Consider the following 15,847-nt stretch of genomic DNA (forward strand, 5'->3'; position numbering starts at 1 on the left):
GCTGATGAAGCCTCTCCTCAGTTCCGACAAGCGCGATGCTGTATCGGCCCTTGCGTATCTCTACCTCAAGTTTGGCTACTTTCAGAATGCAGCCAAGCTTCTGCTCGCCCTCGACCATCTTGACTCTGGACCGGGTTGGGCACGACAGGCACGCTGTCTGGCGTTGCTGCGAGCGGGGCACTGCGAAGAAGCCGCTGTTGAGGCGGGCCGGCTTCTTGTCCATGCACTGGATGGCAAGGACCGATTCCGGGTGATGCAGGTGCGGGCCAAGGCCTGTTGGAAACTCGGCCTCAGGTCCGAGGCGAGAGCCTGTCAGCAAATGGTCGCAATACTGCTGACGGAGGCGGCCGAGCCGGGTGCGTCGTGGGGGAGGGCAGTGTGAAATTTCTCAACGGAGTCCTGGCTGTTGCGACTGGCCGGAACGATATCATTCTGGCGGGGCTGTTAATTGGGATCATCTTCATGATGATTATTCCGCTGCCGCCGGTTCTGATGGATGTGCTGCAGGCTGTCAACCTTGGAATCTCCGCGCTCCTGCTGATGGTCGCAGTCTATATCAAGTCACCCCTCGCGTTCGTCTCATTTCCGTCGGTGCTTTTGCTGACAACGCTCTTTCGGTTGTCGCTCGGCATCGCTGCGACACGCATGATCTTACTGCACACGGAGGCCGGCCGGATCATCAAGACTTTCGGCGATTTCGTAGTGGCTGGGAATCTCGTGGTGGGTGCGGTTACCTTCTTGATCATCACAATCGTGCAGTTCGTGGTCATCACGAAAGGGTCCGAGCGCGTGGCTGAAGTCGCTGCACGCTTTTCGCTCGATGCGATGCCGGGCAAGCAAATGAGCATTGACGGCGATCTGCGAGCGGGCGGTATCGATATCCAAGAAGCACGTCGACGCCGCACCGCCGTCGAGCGCGAAAGCCAGTTGTATGCGGCCATGGACGGTGCCATGAAGTTCGTCAAAGGCGACGCAATCGCAGGCTTGATCAGCATCGTCGTCAACATCTTGGGCGGCCTCGCAATCGGTACACTGCAAAAGGGCATGGGCTTGCACAAAGCCCTTGAGATTTACACGATCCTGACCATCGGGGATGGCCTTGTCAGTCAGATCCCGGCTCTCTTCACCTCAATCTCGGCAGGCTTCATCGTCACGAGGGTAGGCGGCAAGGACAAGGGCTCAGATCTCGGCACCGAAATTGGAGATGAGGTAACTGCCCAGCCGCGTGCGCTGATCGTAGGATCCTTTAGCCTACTCCTGTTCTCGCTGGTACCTGGTTTTCCTTCGATGATTTTCGTCATCTTGGCAGTATTGTGTGGAGGCGGCGGCTGGTTGTTGCAGCGCAGTCGTGCGCCTTCTGCGCCGTCGGTGAGTTCCTACTCGGTCGGCGGCATGAGAGCGCTTGAGACGGCGTCGGACGGGCCGGCTGAACCTAGCGGCGGAGGCGGCGATGCCATCACGCTCACGATCCCGGTGATGGTCGACATTAGTCGTGACGTTCAGAGCATCATCCGGCCGGACTCGCTGAACAAGGAGTTGGCCGCTGTGCGACATGCGCTCCTTCTCGATCTCGGTGTTCCCTTTCCCGCCTTTAATCTGCGTGTCAACGACAACAACAAAGATGGCACGTACACTATCATGGTCAACGAGATTCCATGTGGTGAAGGATCCTTACCAGCGCAGCACCTGCTGGCTCGTGATCTCCCCGAGAACCTCGACATGGTGGATATTCCGTATCTTCCCGGTAAGCCCTCCCTGCCTCAAATCGAGGCCACCTGGGTCGACGTCGCACATCGCCAGTCGTTGCAAGCCGCCGGTATCCCATTTTTGGAACCGGTTCAGATAATCAGCTACCACATTGGTTATGTCCTGCGCCGGCAAGCGGACGAGTTTATCGGAATCCAGGAAACGAAAATTCTGCTGAACAACGTTGAGGCATCTTTCCCGGAACTCGCAAAAGAGGTGCTGCGGACAGTTCCCCTGCAGACGATTTCTGAGATCTTGAAGCGACTGGTGTCCGAGGAGGTCTCGCTGCGCAACATGCGCACTATCGCCACCGCACTGGTCGAATGGGGACAGAAGGAAAAAGACACCGTTCTGCTCACTGAGCATGTGCGCTGTGCACTGAAAAGGCAAATCTGTTTCCGGCATTCGGTCGGCAGGAACCTGTTGCCAGCTTACATTCTTTCGCCGGAGGTGGAAGACACGGTGCGTAATGCCATTCGGCAGACGTCCGCTGGCAGTTATCTCGCCCTCGACCCTGGCACAACACGGCAAATCATTGATAAGGTGCGGGAGGCGGTGGGCAATGTTGGCCAGCAGTCACACCAGCCCGTTCTGCTGACTACAATCGATATCCGGCGATACTTGCGCAAGATCATCGAAGTCGATCTTCGTGCGCTACCCGTGCTCTCCTATCAGGAGCTTACTCCCGACATCTCGGTACAGCCGCTGGCAAGGATATCGCTGCCGTGAGTGAGCCGAATGTGGAAAGCGTTACTGGCACTGGCGATGATGCCAAGCTGATCTTGCGCGTGCTGTCCGGTCCCAACCGGGATGCAGAGACGTCACTGGAGGAGGGAGTCTGGTCGATCGGTGCAAGTGATACCGATGACCTCACCTTCGCCGACCCAGAGCTGGCCGCCACACATCTTCGCATTGGCATCGAGGCGGGACGCATCGATATTATTGCCCTCGCACCGGGCGTACGCATCGGCGCCAAGGATCTCCCAATAGACGACTGGACAGTGCTCGAACCGCTGACGCCAGTGCAGGTTGGTCGGACGATCTTTGCGATCGGCCGGGCCCGGAGCAGCTTTGCCGCGATCGACCCCTTGGTGCGAAGCAGGGAGCCTGTTGGGTCGACGCATCGTTCCGCCCGCCCCGAACTGGCGTCGGCGGCTCTGCACGGCCGGCAGATACATCTCATGAGGGGCTCGGGGACGCGGCGACTACGGCTCGGCGCGGTGGCTTGCGCTCTCCTGATTCCGCCGGTCGTTGGGGTTTGGACGGCAATAGGACGAGGTCCCCCCTCCGCCTTGAAAGCGGCTGCAGACGCTGACGCGATGAGGACAGCGCCGGATATCAGTCCCGAATTAGACGTCGCGCGCAACGTCAACACCGCAGGAGACCTACGACCTGGAGACGATGCTAAGCTGAGGGCCGCCCTGAGCAACGCCGGCGTTGAAGCGGAAGTGTTATCGAAACGACCGGCCACTGTGTCGGATTCGCAGCTCATCGATCTCGTAACGACGGTCATACGCGGCTTCGGGATCGAAGGTGGCGTTCGGGTGACCGGCACCGGGCACATCACGATCACAGGATATGGACCCAGCGATGCGAAGGTCGAGGCGGCGCTTCATCGCCTGCGGCAGGATATTCCAGGCCTAAGCGAAGTTGAAAACGCCATCGTGACACCCGAATGCGCTCGCGCTTTTCTAGAGACGGCGATGACGGCCCAACTCCGTCGCTCCACTCACATCTTGACGACGTCAGATGGCCTGCTCGTTTCGGGCGCTCTGACTGCGATTGCTTTTGAAGCGTGGGAGAACGTCGCTTCCCGCTTTCAGCAGAAGTTCGCGCCCTACATCCAGCTTCAGACGCAGTTCACACCGGTCATATTGCCGACGCTGAGAGGTGTACACCTCGGCCGAATCCCGTTCATCGTCCTTGAGAATGGAATGCGCCTGAAGGTGGGCGACAGTCTCGAGACCTTGGGCCAGATCGTTGCCATCAATCGAGACGGAGTTTTTGTGCGCCTCGGCGCGGATGAGGTGCATGTTCCTTATCAGAGCACGCCGAGTTGGATAGCGGAGGAGAAAGGGTGAGCGAAATCATGGCCCAGTTTGAGCTGCAAAGGCAGCTGCTAAGTGATTTCGACGGTGCAAGGAGATCTGCCCTGGAGAGGGAATTCGATACCTGCCGGCAGTCGTTGAAGCGTGAAATGGATGGTGGCGTTTTAATGCAGGAATTCGAAGTCTTGGCAGCCATTGTGGACGCGATAGATGCGGCGAAAGAGGTGATCAACGCGACATGGGAAGCTTTCCCGGTACACAAATGTCGCTAACTTGGAGATAGAGATGGAAATCATTCATGGCCACAACCCTAATCTAAGCAGAAGCCTTGGAAGCGCCACTGCTGCAGCAGAAAGGAATCTTAACAGCTTCGCGAATTCCATGGACCCCAACAACGCGTCCGATCTTATTAAGCTTCAATCTATCAGTCAGCAATGGAGCCTCAGCCTCAATTTGGAGTCCGGCATGATAAAGTTGCTTTATGACGCCCTGAAGGGGGTGTCCCAGAAAATCAGCTGAACATTTTTGCTAGATTCCAGCAGTTCATTCTGATGCGAGCCGGCATGCTGTTTTGGCAGCGCGTTTGTTGCACCCGTATGCATGGAGCGCAGGATTGCCTCAGCGAGGGTCGGGAGCGATTGCGGTGACGTGCTCGTGCATGCGCTTTCACAACGCGTCAATCGCGGGCAGCAAATGCAGGCGGATACGACACTCCGGCCGCGCCCGCGGCCTTGACCTGAGGCCTACGCGAAATGCGTGACGCTCGACGTCAGCAGACCGGGAAAGCCCACCGGCAACGCCTACATCGAAGCGTTCAACGGCCGCTTCAGGGAGGGGTGCCTGAACGCCCATTGGTGGCGCGGAGCCAAGGCTCTAATCGCCACTGGAAGAAACTTCCGTGGCACGTCCGGCGGCAAGGCGCGTTTTTCTGGGCATTTCCAAACGGCGAAGAAAGGTGAGCATCGCGATTTTTAATGGCGGTGCTACCGATGGCATTTGTCTCAAGCGCGCAAAGAACTGCTACGGCTGGTGGAGGGGGAGAGCGCTTCGACGAGGACGATCCGAAGGAAGATTTTATCGAGATGATTTTCCGCAACGGTACAATCACCGTCGTGGGAATCTTGCTTGCCTTTTCACTCGGCGTCGTCATGCATTGGGCTGCCAACCCCATGCATGGGGATTTTACGACTTGGTTGCCGTTGTGCCGATCCTGTTCGGTTCGCGTTGCAGATGCGGGGGCTTTCGATGTTGCTCGACATGAGTTCGCTGCGCGGACCCATCTACGAACGCGCTAACCGCATCTTGATGGCGGGCATCATCCTGACCGCATGCGTGGCGCTGGCCATCCTGCTCGATCTCTTCGCGACGTCGGTGAAGGGCACGCTGCCCGGCGCTTGAAGGCCTGTTACCTGCGCTTTGGTGCTGCCATCGCCAGGCTCAAGAGTTGAATCCGGAGGCCGCTCTTCGGACTGCTGCCTCGGAATCTCCGACGTCAGATCCGATGCACGGCTCCAAGCCGTCTTCGTTCCGGAACCAACCGCGTGCAGACGCGCCTCTGAGAGGCTTTTGCTAGCGCAGCTTGGGGGGCCCGCCGGTCTGCGGACCCCTTCTGCTCGGCCTAGAAACCGAACACGAAAAGGATGACCTGCGGTGTCTCCGCTCGCGTGTCTTTCGAGCGCCATTGGCGACGTCCTGCATCAGCGGATCGACACTGGCGGACATCAAGATGATCCACATGATGCGCAAGCGACAGGCGGGGTACACCCACTATCCAGGCCTTGGGTTGTTCAGCAGTTCGAAATTCTCGCTGTCTAGCTATAGCTAGTGGACAGGCTAAACTCCATGTTCTCGGGCTACACCAGGATTTATCACCGACCCGGCAATAGTGCTGCCCAGGCGGCAGCTATATCCGCCGGCTGGTCAAGTCCGTCCACAATGGCAGTGATGCGCTGTTGTAGCTCGGGCGCAAGCCCCGCCACACCTGCTCCGAGAGCTTGGACAGCCGAGACGCGATCTATGGGCTGGTCGAGCCCCTCGGCGAGGACGACGATACGCTGCTGGAGCTCTGGGGCAAGCCCTGCCATGCCCGGACCGAAGCCCCACAGCGCTGAGATGCGGGCTGCGGACTGGTCGAGCCCCTCGGCGAGGACGACGATACGCCGCTGGAGCTCTGGGGCGAGCCCTGCCATGCCCGCTCCGAGGCCTCTCAGGGCCGTGCCGCGATTCTCGGGATGACCGAGCCCCTCGGCGAGGACGAGGACACGCTGCTGGAGCTCGGGGGCAAGCCCTGCCATACCCGCTCCGAGGCCCTCCAGGGCAGAGGCGCAATCGGCGGGCGGGTCGAGCCCCTCGGCGAGGACGACGAGACGCCGCTGGAGCTCGGGTGCAAGCTTTGCCACGCTTGCACCGAGGACCCCCAGGGCCGGGCCGCGATTCTCGGAGACGTCAAGGCCTTCGGCGAGGGCGACAAGACGCTGCTGGAGGGCGGGAGCAAGCGCTGCCATGTTCGCTGCTAGTCCCTGCAGGGCCAAGGCGCGATCGTCGGGCTGATTGAGCCCCTCGGCGAGGACGACGAGACGCTGCTGGAGCGCCGGGACCAGCCCAGCCGCACCTGCTCCGAGGCCCTCCAGGGTCACGGCGCGTAGCTCAGGGTCGCCAAGTCCCTCGGCCAGGACGATGAGACGCTGCTGGAGCGCGGGTACAAGCGCTGCCAAGCCCGGGCCGAAGCCCAATAGGCCCTCCGCGCGATCTTCCGGGTCGTCAAGTGCCTCTACGAGGACGACGAGACGCTGCTGGAGCTCGGGGGCAAGCCCCGCGACACCCACTCCGAGGCCGTACAGAGCCGAGGAGTGATGTAAGGGGTGGTCAAGTCCCTCGGCGAGGGCGACCAGACGCTGCTGCAGCTCGGGCGCAAGCCTTCCCACGCCTGTCCCGAGGCCTCGCAGGGCCGAGCCACGTTCCCAGGACTGGTGAAGTCCCTCGGCAAGCGCCACGAGGCGCTGCTGGAGGTCGGGCGCGAGTTCTACCAAGCCCGGTCCGATATCGTCGAGGATCGAGTTGCGGTCGTCGTAGTCCTCAAGCCCCTCGACTAGCGCGACGATGTGCTCCTGCTGCACTCTGGTGAGGCAATCGAAGTTGCGCGCGAGTGATTGCATCACGCCGGGATACATCAGCGGCTGCGGGCCGGGTTGGAGTTGCGTCAGCCTGTTCCAGATGGCCTGAACCCGGATCCTTTCTTCAGGCGTCGCGATTGCCATGGCGGCGACACGCAGCTGTTGATCTGTTTGTGACATGCCCAGCAGATCGATCAGGCTGAGCCGCTGAGCAACCTCACCGAGCATATCCAGCGGCAGATCATCGATACTGCTGGTATGCTGGCTGCTTACAGGAGAAAACGCTTGATCTTGAGGCTCAGAGCGCGTCTGCTCCACCACAGAACAGGATGATTCACCGGGTCCTTCAACGCCAGCCGCCGGTCCGATGAGAGAATCGTCCGTGATATCACGCTCGATGGCGTTGAATGCCGAGATGGGCGCCTTGCCACCCTCCTCAATGCCCCTCATAATTCACCTCCTATGGATACATCTTTAGATCATCGTGATTGTCGCACAGCGGAAGCAATCAAGGATCGGGCAGTTCCTAGAACGTCGCTGGCTTGACCAGGTTGAGTCCGCGAATTACTCGATCGGACAAGATCCTTTCCATCGTCGACCATGAGCTGCCCTGTCGAAGAAGACCGGATGAAACCGCCAGTTCCAGGTGGCCCCCCAATGATTGCCCAATATCGGCCGGAACCAATGGTGGCGAATTTCAAAGCGCCAGAAACAACCTGCCTTTGGAAATTCCGGGTCAACAGCAGTGCGTACCTGCGCAATGTTCAGCATCATGGCCCATCGGGGCGCTCCTGTGGTTCCACGCAAAACACGTGCCCCTTCAAAAGGTCAACATTGATCTGAGCGCTTCGCCAGAGCCCTCAGCCTTTCAAGACCACTAATCGCCGTGGTCCCCGCATCGCTGGCAACGGACGGACGCTCCACATTCGATGCAGTTTCACCGACAGATTATGTCTTGCTTACTACCCAAACTGTTCCGCCGCTGAGCGAAATCTTCCAATTCCAGATCCGCTGAGCGTTCTTCCTCCAGGTTGGCGTTGGTGCGCAAGCGGCGAACGAAATCCTCGAATTTGCTAACCTCGCGCCACGCCTCACGTGCCACGCTGTGCGCCTCCTCACGCGCCTGCCGACTGCGGTCGGCCTCAGCTCTGGTCGCATCGAGGCGCTTTTGGAGCAGCTGTTCGTGTTGGCGCAGCGAGACGACCTGCGCATTCACCTCGTCAAGATCAATGAGAGCGGCGGCTTTCCCGATTAACGGATCGTATAGCGCGGCTTCGCGACGGGGTCGGTCTTCCTGCCATCTGCGAAGATCTATCGAAGCGGTTTCGATTGCCGCGACAGCATTGTCGAGAGCCGTGTGCCGCAGGCGCAACGCATCTTCAGCGCGGCGGCGCCGCAGTTGCTTGAGTTCGAGAATGCGATGTACGGCTTTAGGAATCACGCCAAGCAGGCGGCGAGCGCATCGACCATTGCGTCGAAGCCGATCTGCTCTTTTGTCGACTGTCGCAAGAAGCTTCGTATCTGGTCTATTTTAGCGATCGCTGCATCAGCGAGTGGATCTGCTCCCTCCTTATACTCGCCGACACGCACCAACAGTTCCACCTCGTCGTATTTTGCCATCAGCTGCCGCAGGCTGCCCGCCAACCATTCATGATCGGACGACACGATTGCGCTCATGACACGGCTGATACTCGCCAGAATGTCGATAGCGGGATAGTGGTTCGACATTGCCAAGGCGCGTGAGAGCACAATGTGACCATCAAGGATGGATCGGGTTTCATCAGCCACCGGTTCGGCCATATCATCGCCCTCCACAAGCACAGTGTAGAAGGCCGTTATGGATCCGCGGTGATTGTTCCCCGCGCGTTCGAAAAGCCTCGGCAGTGCAGCGAAAACCGACGGCGGAAAACCACGCCGTGTCGGCGGCTCACCGGCCGCGAGACCAATCTCCCTCAGCGCACGCGCGAAACGGGTTACCGAATCCATGAGAAGCAACACACGCTGTCCTTGGTCGCGGTACCATTCGGCGATGGCCGTCGCGACATAGGCCGCTTTGGCCCGTTCCGCTGCGGAGCGGTCGGAAGTAGCAACGACAATAACCACTCTCGATAGCGCTTCTGCGCCGAGATTGTGTTCGATCAACTCCTGCACCTCCCGGCCTCGCTCGCCGATCAGCGCTATCACAGCCACGTCGACCGCTGCGCCACGCACCAGCATCGACATCAGTGTACTCTTGCCTCCGCCCGCAGCGGCAAAGATGCCCGTGCGCTGCCCCTCGCCGCAGGTTAGAAGACCATCGATGGCCCGTATGCCGACAGGAAGGACGTTGTCGATGATAGGCCGGGATAAGGGGTCCGGTGCGTCCCTGTAGACAGGCACGCGGGCTTCCGGAAGCAGCGGCCCATTAGTGGATTCGTCGAGAGGTCGGCCGAAACCGTCGAGGACGCGGCCCAGCAGATTCCAGCCGGTGGGTACCATGAGGGGCTTTCCCGTTGGGACCACTTCAGTGAGCGTGGAGAGGCCCTGCATTTCCCCAAGCGGTGTCAGAATGGCGACGTCGCACTGAACGCCAACGACCTCCGCCGACAATTGCAAGCCGTTCTCCGGATTGCGGAGAGTGCAAAGGTCGCCAATGCGGGCGCCCGGCGCCGTGGCACGGATGACCGTTCCAAGAATCTGAAGGACCCGGCCGCGGACGTGCATTGTCGACGCCTGCGCAATTGCTGATCTTGCGAGCTGGAAAAAACGATCGATGTCCTCCTGCTCAGGGGGAATGGCTGCGTTCGCCGGCTCGGCTGGCTCGGGCATCGATTTACGCTGTTGAGACATTATTATGCTTGGAGTTTGCAGAGGTTTCTAGGCTGCTGCGTAGGCAGCTTTCGATTGCCGCAAGCTGGCTCTCGATGGTGGCTTCGACCAGTCCGGCATCGGTCTCGATGATGCATCCGGCATCATTTACGCGCGCGTCCGCAACTAGGTCGACGGCGCGCGATGCCAGCGTCGGGAGGATCTCGTCTAATCGGCTGCGGACCGCCTCGAGGAGCGACGGTGCCACGCGTAGCCGGACGAGGGATTTGTGCCCCGCGAATTTCAGACCGCGCAAAGCAATCTGCACCGCCGCCTCCACTGGCTCCACAGTTTCGATGATCCGCCGTGCGATCTGCAAGCCCATGTTGACGATCTGCTCTTCATTTTGCGCCATAACCCGCAGAGAATCCGTAGCGATCGCGGTCAGGCGGGCCTCGATTGCCGCTTGTGCCGCAGCCAAGCCGGCTTCTTTGGCGTTCGCCTCGATCACCCGGGCCGATACACGCGCCGCCTCGATGAGCGCATCGGCTTCGCGCCGTGCCTGCATAAGCAGTTGCTCGGCGTCCACCAGCGCCTGTGCGCTCCCAGCCGGCAAGATTCGCCCAGGGCCGAGTATCCCGGCCGATGCAGGTGTCAGCTGAACCAATGCGACCATTTGGGTATTCTCTTACGGACCAGGCGCCGCATCGCATTAAATGCGTCTTCGCCAGCATTGTCGTCACGACAGGCATCCACCGCCGCCGCCCAGAGTGGCGCGGGACGGCGCAAGCCTAGCCGAGTCCGCAGCATTTGCGGAATGCCGCCAATCGCAAGACCGAAGATCGCCGCGCCGCAGTGGAGCAATGCACTGGGCGCGGACGGAATGTCACAAGCACCGATCGCCGACATCAGTTCGGCAGTCGGCCGCGGCAGGAGTGCGGCCTGCGGAGCGAATGCGACGGCTTCTTCTCCAAGCGCCGCGCGAACCGCCGCGATATCGCTCGTGCGAATAAGTCCTGTCAGGCCGGATGCACCCACCCAGGCGCCAGCTAGCCGCATGAGGCGCACCGCGTCCTGTCCCGGGAGGAACGCGAGCCGACTTCGTCGCGCGGCGCAAGCGGAAATGATGGCTGACGGTTGGTCACTTTGGCCACGAAGCAGCCAGCGCCCAAGCTTAATACGAGTGAATGGTTGCGCCAGAGCGATATCCAGCGGCATCCATTCTGGCCAACCATGCGCCATTATGAAATCGAGATCAGCGGCAGGATCGGCAATGCAGCACATCACCGCCTTCGCCCACGGTGCATCAAGCCATTCATCCGACATCGCGGCGGATGTCCCGGCGATCACCGTTGAATTGTTCGATCCGCTTGATCTCATTGAGACGCTATGGCGGATGTCTGGCGGAAGCGACGCCATAGCAGGAACGCGAGGACACCATTGCCGATAAGCGATGCCGCTGTGCCGCACACGAGCCCGACCAGTAGATAGCGTGCGCCCTTGTCCTGTGTCGTGAGGACGGCCGATCTATCGACCGAACGCAGTAAAGCATTATCCTGGCTCGCCGCTAGCAGGATGACGGAAACCCTTTCATAGGACAGGCCCTCCAAGCTGTTTGCGACGAGCTCCTTGATTTTCGGTACTATCTGATCGACGGTGGTGCTGGGTGCGTAACGGACAAGCACAGCAGCGCTCGAGGGGAAGGGCGGGTTTCGATCGTCGCTCATCTCTTGCGGCAACACCACATGGACCCGGGCATTGAGCACGCCATCGATGCTGGTCAGGGTCCGCGACAACTCCTGTGTGATGCCATAAATATAGCGCACACGCTCCTCTGTCGGCGATGAGATCATACCTTCTTTCTTGAAAAGACTGCCCATATCGGCATAGACGTCGTGAGGCAGTCCGGCGCCGTTCAACACTTCCATGGCAGGGGGGACATCCTTAGTATCTACTGCCAACGAGGCAGTGCCGCCGCTGTCCGTCGTTTTTTCGGCATAGATGCCTTGATCCATAAGCAGTGCGAGCATTTCGTTCGCTTCGTGCGCCGGAAGATTGCGGTAGAGCTCGAGCTTTGATCCGCAGCTCACCATCGTGAACATTAATAGAATTATCGCCAGCTGCTTCAATACAAAGGTCACACCCGCGCACCAGCGTAGATCATTGGTTTTTCAGGAAAGTCTCAAGGCTTTGTGTGGCCTTGCCGACCACCTTGGCCAGCATGTCGCACTGTAGGGAAAAAGCTGATATCGTGAGCTGTGCGCTCAGCCAATCAGCCGAGTGGATTTCTCCCGGGTTCATGTTCACCGAAGTGGCTTCTATGGCTTGGGTAAAGCTGGCGCTCAGCTTTTCCATGCTGCTGAGGATGGCGTCTCCCGGTGTCCGGGCGACCCCAGATCCGCGCGCCACCTCGGTCGCTGACCTGTCGTGTTGTAGCGACAACTCGGGCCGAACGGATGCGGCACGAACGGGGTCAATCGATTCAGCCGAAATTTTCGAAACGAATGCACTCTCCGTTGGCAAAACAGACTTCAGAGCCCCTGGACTAATGCTGTTCACGCTCACCAGATGTCCCTCTCTGCCGGATGTGCGACCGAACTCTTGCCAAGCGTTATGACGAGTCCATCGACGTCGGGATCTCCACCCGGAACCTGCTTGAGCACGGCATCACGCTGGCTGAGTCGTCCGGCCAGATGGAGAGCCAGGGCCTTGAATGCCATCCCATACGCGTCATTGATATCCGAAAGCGGACGCAGCTTTTCCAGCGCTGCCTCGATATCTCCAACCGTCAAATCCGCCACGGCGTAGGCGATGACAGACTCCCTACCGCCCGGCGCAATGGCGTGAAGTCCTTTCGCAATACGTCTGGCCCGAATCACGTCATTCGAAACGCAAGCCAGGAATGCCGCCTCGGCAAGATGCCGCCGAAAGCCGAGCCCGATCTCAGTTCGACTCCCGGATGAGCCGGATGTACATGAAGGAGACATCGTTATCGAGTTCCCTTTCTCTGGGCGATTTGCGCGTCATTTTCCGGCAAACCATGCGATCGAGCTGCGGACCGATTCTAACATGCCCCCAGCTTGTTCAAATCGCTCCGCGCCGGCAGGCATTGGTTTGTTAACTTGCATCCGGGACGGCTAATCCATGCGCGGCAGCCACTTCGACAAAGGATTTTGCTAACAAGTACGCATCAAGGCGGAAGAGCTCGCCGCCAGTGTTGTTCGATATCGCGCCAGGCACAAATACAAAGACGATATGCATCCATACTCGCCGCATATGAGGGCGTAAGCGAGAGCATGTTTGTCATTCCTGATCGGGCTGATGTTCGATGCCATTACGCCTGATTATGAGCACATATCGAAACAATATTACGGGTCTGATCTAAATAAGGATATCGACAGTATGACTGGCTTTATTAGGAGTGCATCAGCATGGAACGCGAGCATCAAGCCGTTGCGGGTAAAGCTCTCGCCTTGAGGCAAACGGAATGCCCGCGTGACGCACACATCGGTAGACCGTGTCGTGTCAGTGGCTGAAGGATTCAGATCATTCGTCTGCCTCGTCGTAGGTGTGAAGCGCGTTGAGCTCACCGACGACGGTGCTAGCACAGTCCTTGAGGGATGGAATGTGCCGTGGGCATCGACCATCAGGCAGTTGCTGCTCTCCAGAGGTCAAAACTTTGCCCGCGAGGCGCAACGCCTGCAATTCCACGGGGGAACGAATGGGTAGCAAAGATCTCGATGAGACGATGGAAACCGCGCGGCAAACGATCGCCCAGGTGGAGAGCTCCTTGAAAGAAAATCGCGAACAGCTCGCCAGGCAAGCTGAGCTCTTAGGCGATTATGCCATCAGCGGCGGTATCGACTCCGCATTCGTTGGAACTCGAGACGAGAACTTTCGGCAAGCTTACACATGTGAACGGCAGGCGGCGCTCACGTCCGATCAGCGACCGGTACGTGGGTCGGGCGTCAAGCTGATACGGCAGATGGTCTGAGGCGACGATGCAGAAGGTAGAGGAGCGGCTAACGGGTGATGGAGAAGCGGGCGCTGTTGAGGCTGCAGGGCTGGCGCGGATTACGGAAGAGCTGATCGCAGGACGAACGGATTTGGCGGCTGTTATTGGGATGACGGATGACGAGCTCGAGGCAGTCTACGCGCTCGGCCATCGTTTCTATTCTGCCGGTAAATACTTCGACGCGCTGAACTTCTTTCGGTTTCTATGCATGCATCGGTACATCGACCCGAGATTTTGGTTCGGATTCGGTGCTGCTAGTCAGATGTTGGGCGATTCAGCAAATGCCGTGCGTGCCTATGGAATGGCTGCGCTGCTGAATGACGAGGATCCGCAGATCCCGTTTCGCGCTGCCAAATGTCTTATCAAGCTAGATCAGCCGGCGGCAGCTGTGAGCGCGCTTGAGAGTGTATTGGCGCTTAGCTGCGGCAAACCTGAGCATAAGGATTTGGCTCAGCGGGCGTCGCTGATGCTGCGTCGGCTCAACCCTGAAGCTGATTGTAAAGGAGACTGCGATGCGTAACGTCAACGTTACAGAAGCGATCGGAGGACTGGGACTAAAAGCCGGGGTGCTAACTGAGGTCGACGCGCTCACCAGCAATCTTGTCGCTGGTTTTAGCAAATCGGGCGCTGAACTTTCGCTACCACCAGTCTCTGACGGCGCTGTGTCGCCGGACAGGGTGCCAACGCTACCCCCGCCACGGGCCTTCGATAAGATCCAACTCGTCGAGAAATTTCTAGCGCTCAAGATAAAGATGGCCAACGCCCAGGCTGCCGCGGGTACGGAGGATGTACGGCACTGGGGTGAACTGCAGAAGCAGGAGAACGAGAAAATTGCCCGAAAGATTTCCGAGGCGGCGGAGAAGGTGAGAAAAGCGAAAAAGAGTTCGCTGGCCATGAGGATATTTGGGTGGATTGCGGTCGCGTTCACCGGGGTAGCAGCCGTAGTCACGGGCGGGCTTCTCGCCGCTTCGGCCGCGGCAGTTGCACTCGCCGTGGGGATCCTGACCGAGACGGGCGTCATGGACAAGATGATGCAGGCCATTGCGAAAAGCCTCATCAAAGATCAAGGGATGGCACAGCACCAGGCCGAGCTTTGGGCCACTATCATCACGGTTTTCATCGTCGTCACTTGTTCGGTGGCCACCATGGGTGCCGGTTTCCGCGGTGGGGTAAACGGGGCCGCGAGCATTGCCGCGAAGATCACAAGCCAGGCCGACAAGCTAGCGAAGATTGCCATGGCCGGTCAGCACGTTGCGACAGCGGCCCGAACGGGCGAAGTCATTGCTTCGGTAGCCGAGGCGTTCGCAGGCGGCGCGAGCGGAGTCCTGCAGAAGCAGGCGACGGACGCCCAGGCAGAGACGTTGGATATCAGGAAATTCCTCGCCAGATTGGCGAATCCTCAAGAAGACGAGATCGCACGCATCCAAGAATTGGTCCTCAGCATGACGGTCATGACGCAAAGAGTTGCCGATGCGATCGAGGAGCAGAGTCGATCCGCCTCAACTGCCATACGGCACATCGGCTGACGAGCCATAGCTGTCAAATCCCTGCCCAACGCCAGGAGGATATACATGCTACACACCGTCATACAGACAAACCGAATCGGCGGTCATCTATCGCCGGACGGCGCTTCGCAGGAACATCGACCCTTATTGGTCATGTCCGCGACCTCTAGTGGCTTGGGTACTAGGAACGGCGAAGTTGCGTCAACGCTTGCCGATTCCTGCAAGTTGGCGTGGGCAGGTCCGCCAATGCTCGCAGGCATCGACGTTCAAACCGCGGCTGCCGAAACTTTGGGAACACGGCTCGCCTCAATTGACATATACACAGTTGGCGCGTTGCTGCACAGGCTCAATCTTCAGTTCCGTGATTCTGCGAGATTGGACCGGCAGGTTGCACGTGATTGCGATATCGCGGCGCAGAACGCCGCTGCCAAGGCACTTCGCGCTTCCGGGTTTTGCCAACTGGTCGGCACAGTCCTAACCTCCGCCTTCGCAATAGCCGGTGCGGGACTGAGCTTTCAGGGCGCGCGCAAAGCACAGGCACGGTTCGATGCCGAGATTGGCGGTTGGAAGGCGCGCAATGGCAAGACGAGTTTTCAGACCGAGGTGCCCAAGCGGGCTACTAAGCCGGATCCC

18 protein-coding genes and 1 pseudogene are annotated in these 15,847 nt (G+C 59.3%); 11 read left to right on the forward strand and 8 right to left on the reverse strand.

The annotated features are described in order from the left end of the window. Positions 1 to 4: 4 nt before the first annotated feature. The 7 genes and pseudogenes from NKH52_RS29390 (at position 5) to NKH52_RS29420 (ending at position 5,192) form a co-directional block, all read left to right on the forward strand. A complete protein-coding gene (locus NKH52_RS29390) occupies positions 5 to 382 on the forward strand; it encodes a hypothetical protein (RefSeq protein ID WP_352657445.1) in 378 nt (125 codons plus the stop codon). Continuing rightward, positions 379 to 2,475 carry a type III secretion system export apparatus subunit SctV gene (gene sctV, locus NKH52_RS29395; protein ID WP_352657442.1) on the forward strand — a complete coding sequence of 699 codons (2,097 nt, stop codon included), beginning with the start codon at positions 379 to 381 and terminating at the stop codon, positions 2,473 to 2,475. The genes NKH52_RS29390 and sctV overlap by 4 nt, the downstream gene beginning before the upstream one ends. Continuing rightward, complete coding sequence (locus NKH52_RS29400) at positions 2,472 to 3,827, forward strand: FHA domain-containing protein (RefSeq protein WP_352657439.1); 1,356 nt, start codon at positions 2,472 to 2,474, stop codon at positions 3,825 to 3,827. The genes sctV and NKH52_RS29400 overlap by 4 nt, the downstream gene beginning before the upstream one ends. Further along, a complete protein-coding gene (locus NKH52_RS29405) occupies positions 3,824 to 4,066 on the forward strand; it encodes an EscE/YscE/SsaE family type III secretion system needle protein co-chaperone (RefSeq protein ID WP_352657436.1) in 243 nt (80 codons plus the stop codon). The genes NKH52_RS29400 and NKH52_RS29405 overlap by 4 nt, the downstream gene beginning before the upstream one ends. 13 nt (positions 4,067 to 4,079) lie before the next feature. After that, positions 4,080 to 4,313: an EscF/YscF/HrpA family type III secretion system needle major subunit gene (locus NKH52_RS29410; RefSeq protein WP_352657434.1), complete on the forward strand. Its 234-nt coding sequence runs from the start codon at positions 4,080 to 4,082 to the stop codon at positions 4,311 to 4,313. A 222-nt stretch (positions 4,314 to 4,535) separates the two neighbouring features. Beyond that, positions 4,536 to 4,652 (forward strand): annotated as a pseudogene (locus tag NKH52_RS29415) (integrase core domain-containing protein); the annotation flags it as partial. 387 nt (positions 4,653 to 5,039) lie between these two features. Then, positions 5,040 to 5,192 carry a hypothetical protein gene (locus NKH52_RS29420; protein ID WP_352657431.1) on the forward strand — a complete coding sequence of 51 codons (153 nt, stop codon included), beginning with the start codon at positions 5,040 to 5,042 and terminating at the stop codon, positions 5,190 to 5,192. Positions 5,193 to 5,662: 470 nt separating this feature from the next. Here the strand turns inward: NKH52_RS29420 and NKH52_RS29425 are convergent, their stop codons facing one another. From NKH52_RS29425 to NKH52_RS29460, 8 genes are all read right to left on the reverse strand, one after another. Beyond that, a complete protein-coding gene (locus NKH52_RS29425) occupies positions 5,663 to 7,357 on the reverse strand; it encodes a hypothetical protein (RefSeq protein WP_352657428.1) in 1,695 nt (564 codons plus the stop codon). A 487-nt stretch (positions 7,358 to 7,844) separates the two neighbouring features. Continuing rightward, positions 7,845 to 8,348 (reverse strand): type III secretion system stalk subunit SctO, encoded by a 504-nt coding sequence (gene sctO / locus NKH52_RS29430; protein WP_352657425.1) that lies wholly within the window; start codon positions 8,346 to 8,348, stop codon positions 7,845 to 7,847. Beyond that, the gene (gene sctN, locus NKH52_RS29435; protein ID WP_352657422.1) at positions 8,345 to 9,715 is read right to left on the reverse strand and encodes a type III secretion system ATPase SctN; all 1,371 of its coding nucleotides are present in this window, start codon (positions 9,713 to 9,715) and stop codon (positions 8,345 to 8,347) included. Before sctN ends, sctO begins: the two co-directional genes overlap by 4 nt. Positions 9,716 to 9,719: 4 nt before the next feature. Beyond that, positions 9,720 to 10,370 carry a FliH/SctL family protein gene (locus tag NKH52_RS29440; protein ID WP_352657420.1) on the reverse strand — a complete coding sequence of 217 codons (651 nt, stop codon included), beginning with the start codon at positions 10,368 to 10,370 and terminating at the stop codon, positions 9,720 to 9,722. Continuing rightward, on the reverse strand, positions 10,349 to 11,074 hold the full coding sequence (locus tag NKH52_RS29445) for a hypothetical protein (RefSeq protein ID WP_352735881.1): 726 nt from the start codon (positions 11,072 to 11,074) through the stop codon (positions 10,349 to 10,351). Before NKH52_RS29445 ends, NKH52_RS29440 begins: the two co-directional genes overlap by 22 nt. Continuing rightward, on the reverse strand, positions 11,071 to 11,835 hold the full coding sequence (gene sctJ / locus NKH52_RS29450) for a type III secretion system inner membrane ring lipoprotein SctJ (protein ID WP_352657413.1): 765 nt from the start codon (positions 11,833 to 11,835) through the stop codon (positions 11,071 to 11,073). Before sctJ ends, NKH52_RS29445 begins: the two co-directional genes overlap by 4 nt. Positions 11,836 to 11,854: 19 nt before the next feature. Beyond that, positions 11,855 to 12,259, reverse strand: a complete 405-nt coding sequence (locus NKH52_RS29455; RefSeq protein ID WP_352657410.1) for an EscF/YscF/HrpA family type III secretion system needle major subunit — start codon at positions 12,257 to 12,259, stop codon at positions 11,855 to 11,857. Then, positions 12,256 to 12,573, reverse strand: coding sequence for a hypothetical protein (locus NKH52_RS29460; protein WP_352663182.1), 318 nt, complete (start codon positions 12,571 to 12,573; stop codon positions 12,256 to 12,258). Before NKH52_RS29460 ends, NKH52_RS29455 begins: the two co-directional genes overlap by 4 nt. A gap of 842 nt (positions 12,574 to 13,415) precedes the next feature. Here NKH52_RS29460 and NKH52_RS29465 point away from each other — a divergent pair. The 4 genes from NKH52_RS29465 to NKH52_RS29480 form a co-directional block, all read left to right on the forward strand. Continuing rightward, a complete protein-coding gene (locus NKH52_RS29465; protein WP_352657405.1) occupies positions 13,416 to 13,688 on the forward strand; it encodes a hypothetical protein in 273 nt (90 codons plus the stop codon). A 7-nt stretch (positions 13,689 to 13,695) separates the two neighbouring features. After that, positions 13,696 to 14,229: a SycD/LcrH family type III secretion system chaperone gene (locus NKH52_RS29470; protein WP_352657403.1), complete on the forward strand. Its 534-nt coding sequence runs from the start codon at positions 13,696 to 13,698 to the stop codon at positions 14,227 to 14,229. After that, positions 14,222 to 15,235, forward strand: a complete 1,014-nt coding sequence (gene sctE, locus NKH52_RS29475; protein ID WP_352657400.1) for a type III secretion system translocon subunit SseC family protein — start codon at positions 14,222 to 14,224, stop codon at positions 15,233 to 15,235. The genes NKH52_RS29470 and sctE overlap by 8 nt, the downstream gene beginning before the upstream one ends. A gap of 225 nt (positions 15,236 to 15,460) precedes the next feature. Continuing rightward, positions 15,461 to 15,847 (forward strand): hypothetical protein (locus NKH52_RS29480; RefSeq protein WP_352657397.1); only part of this gene is annotated, 387 nt, incomplete at its 3' end.

Origin of the sequence: Mesorhizobium sp. M1066 (assembly GCF_040318635.1) — a bacterium.
GTDB lineage: Bacteria > Pseudomonadota > Alphaproteobacteria > Rhizobiales > Rhizobiaceae > Mesorhizobium.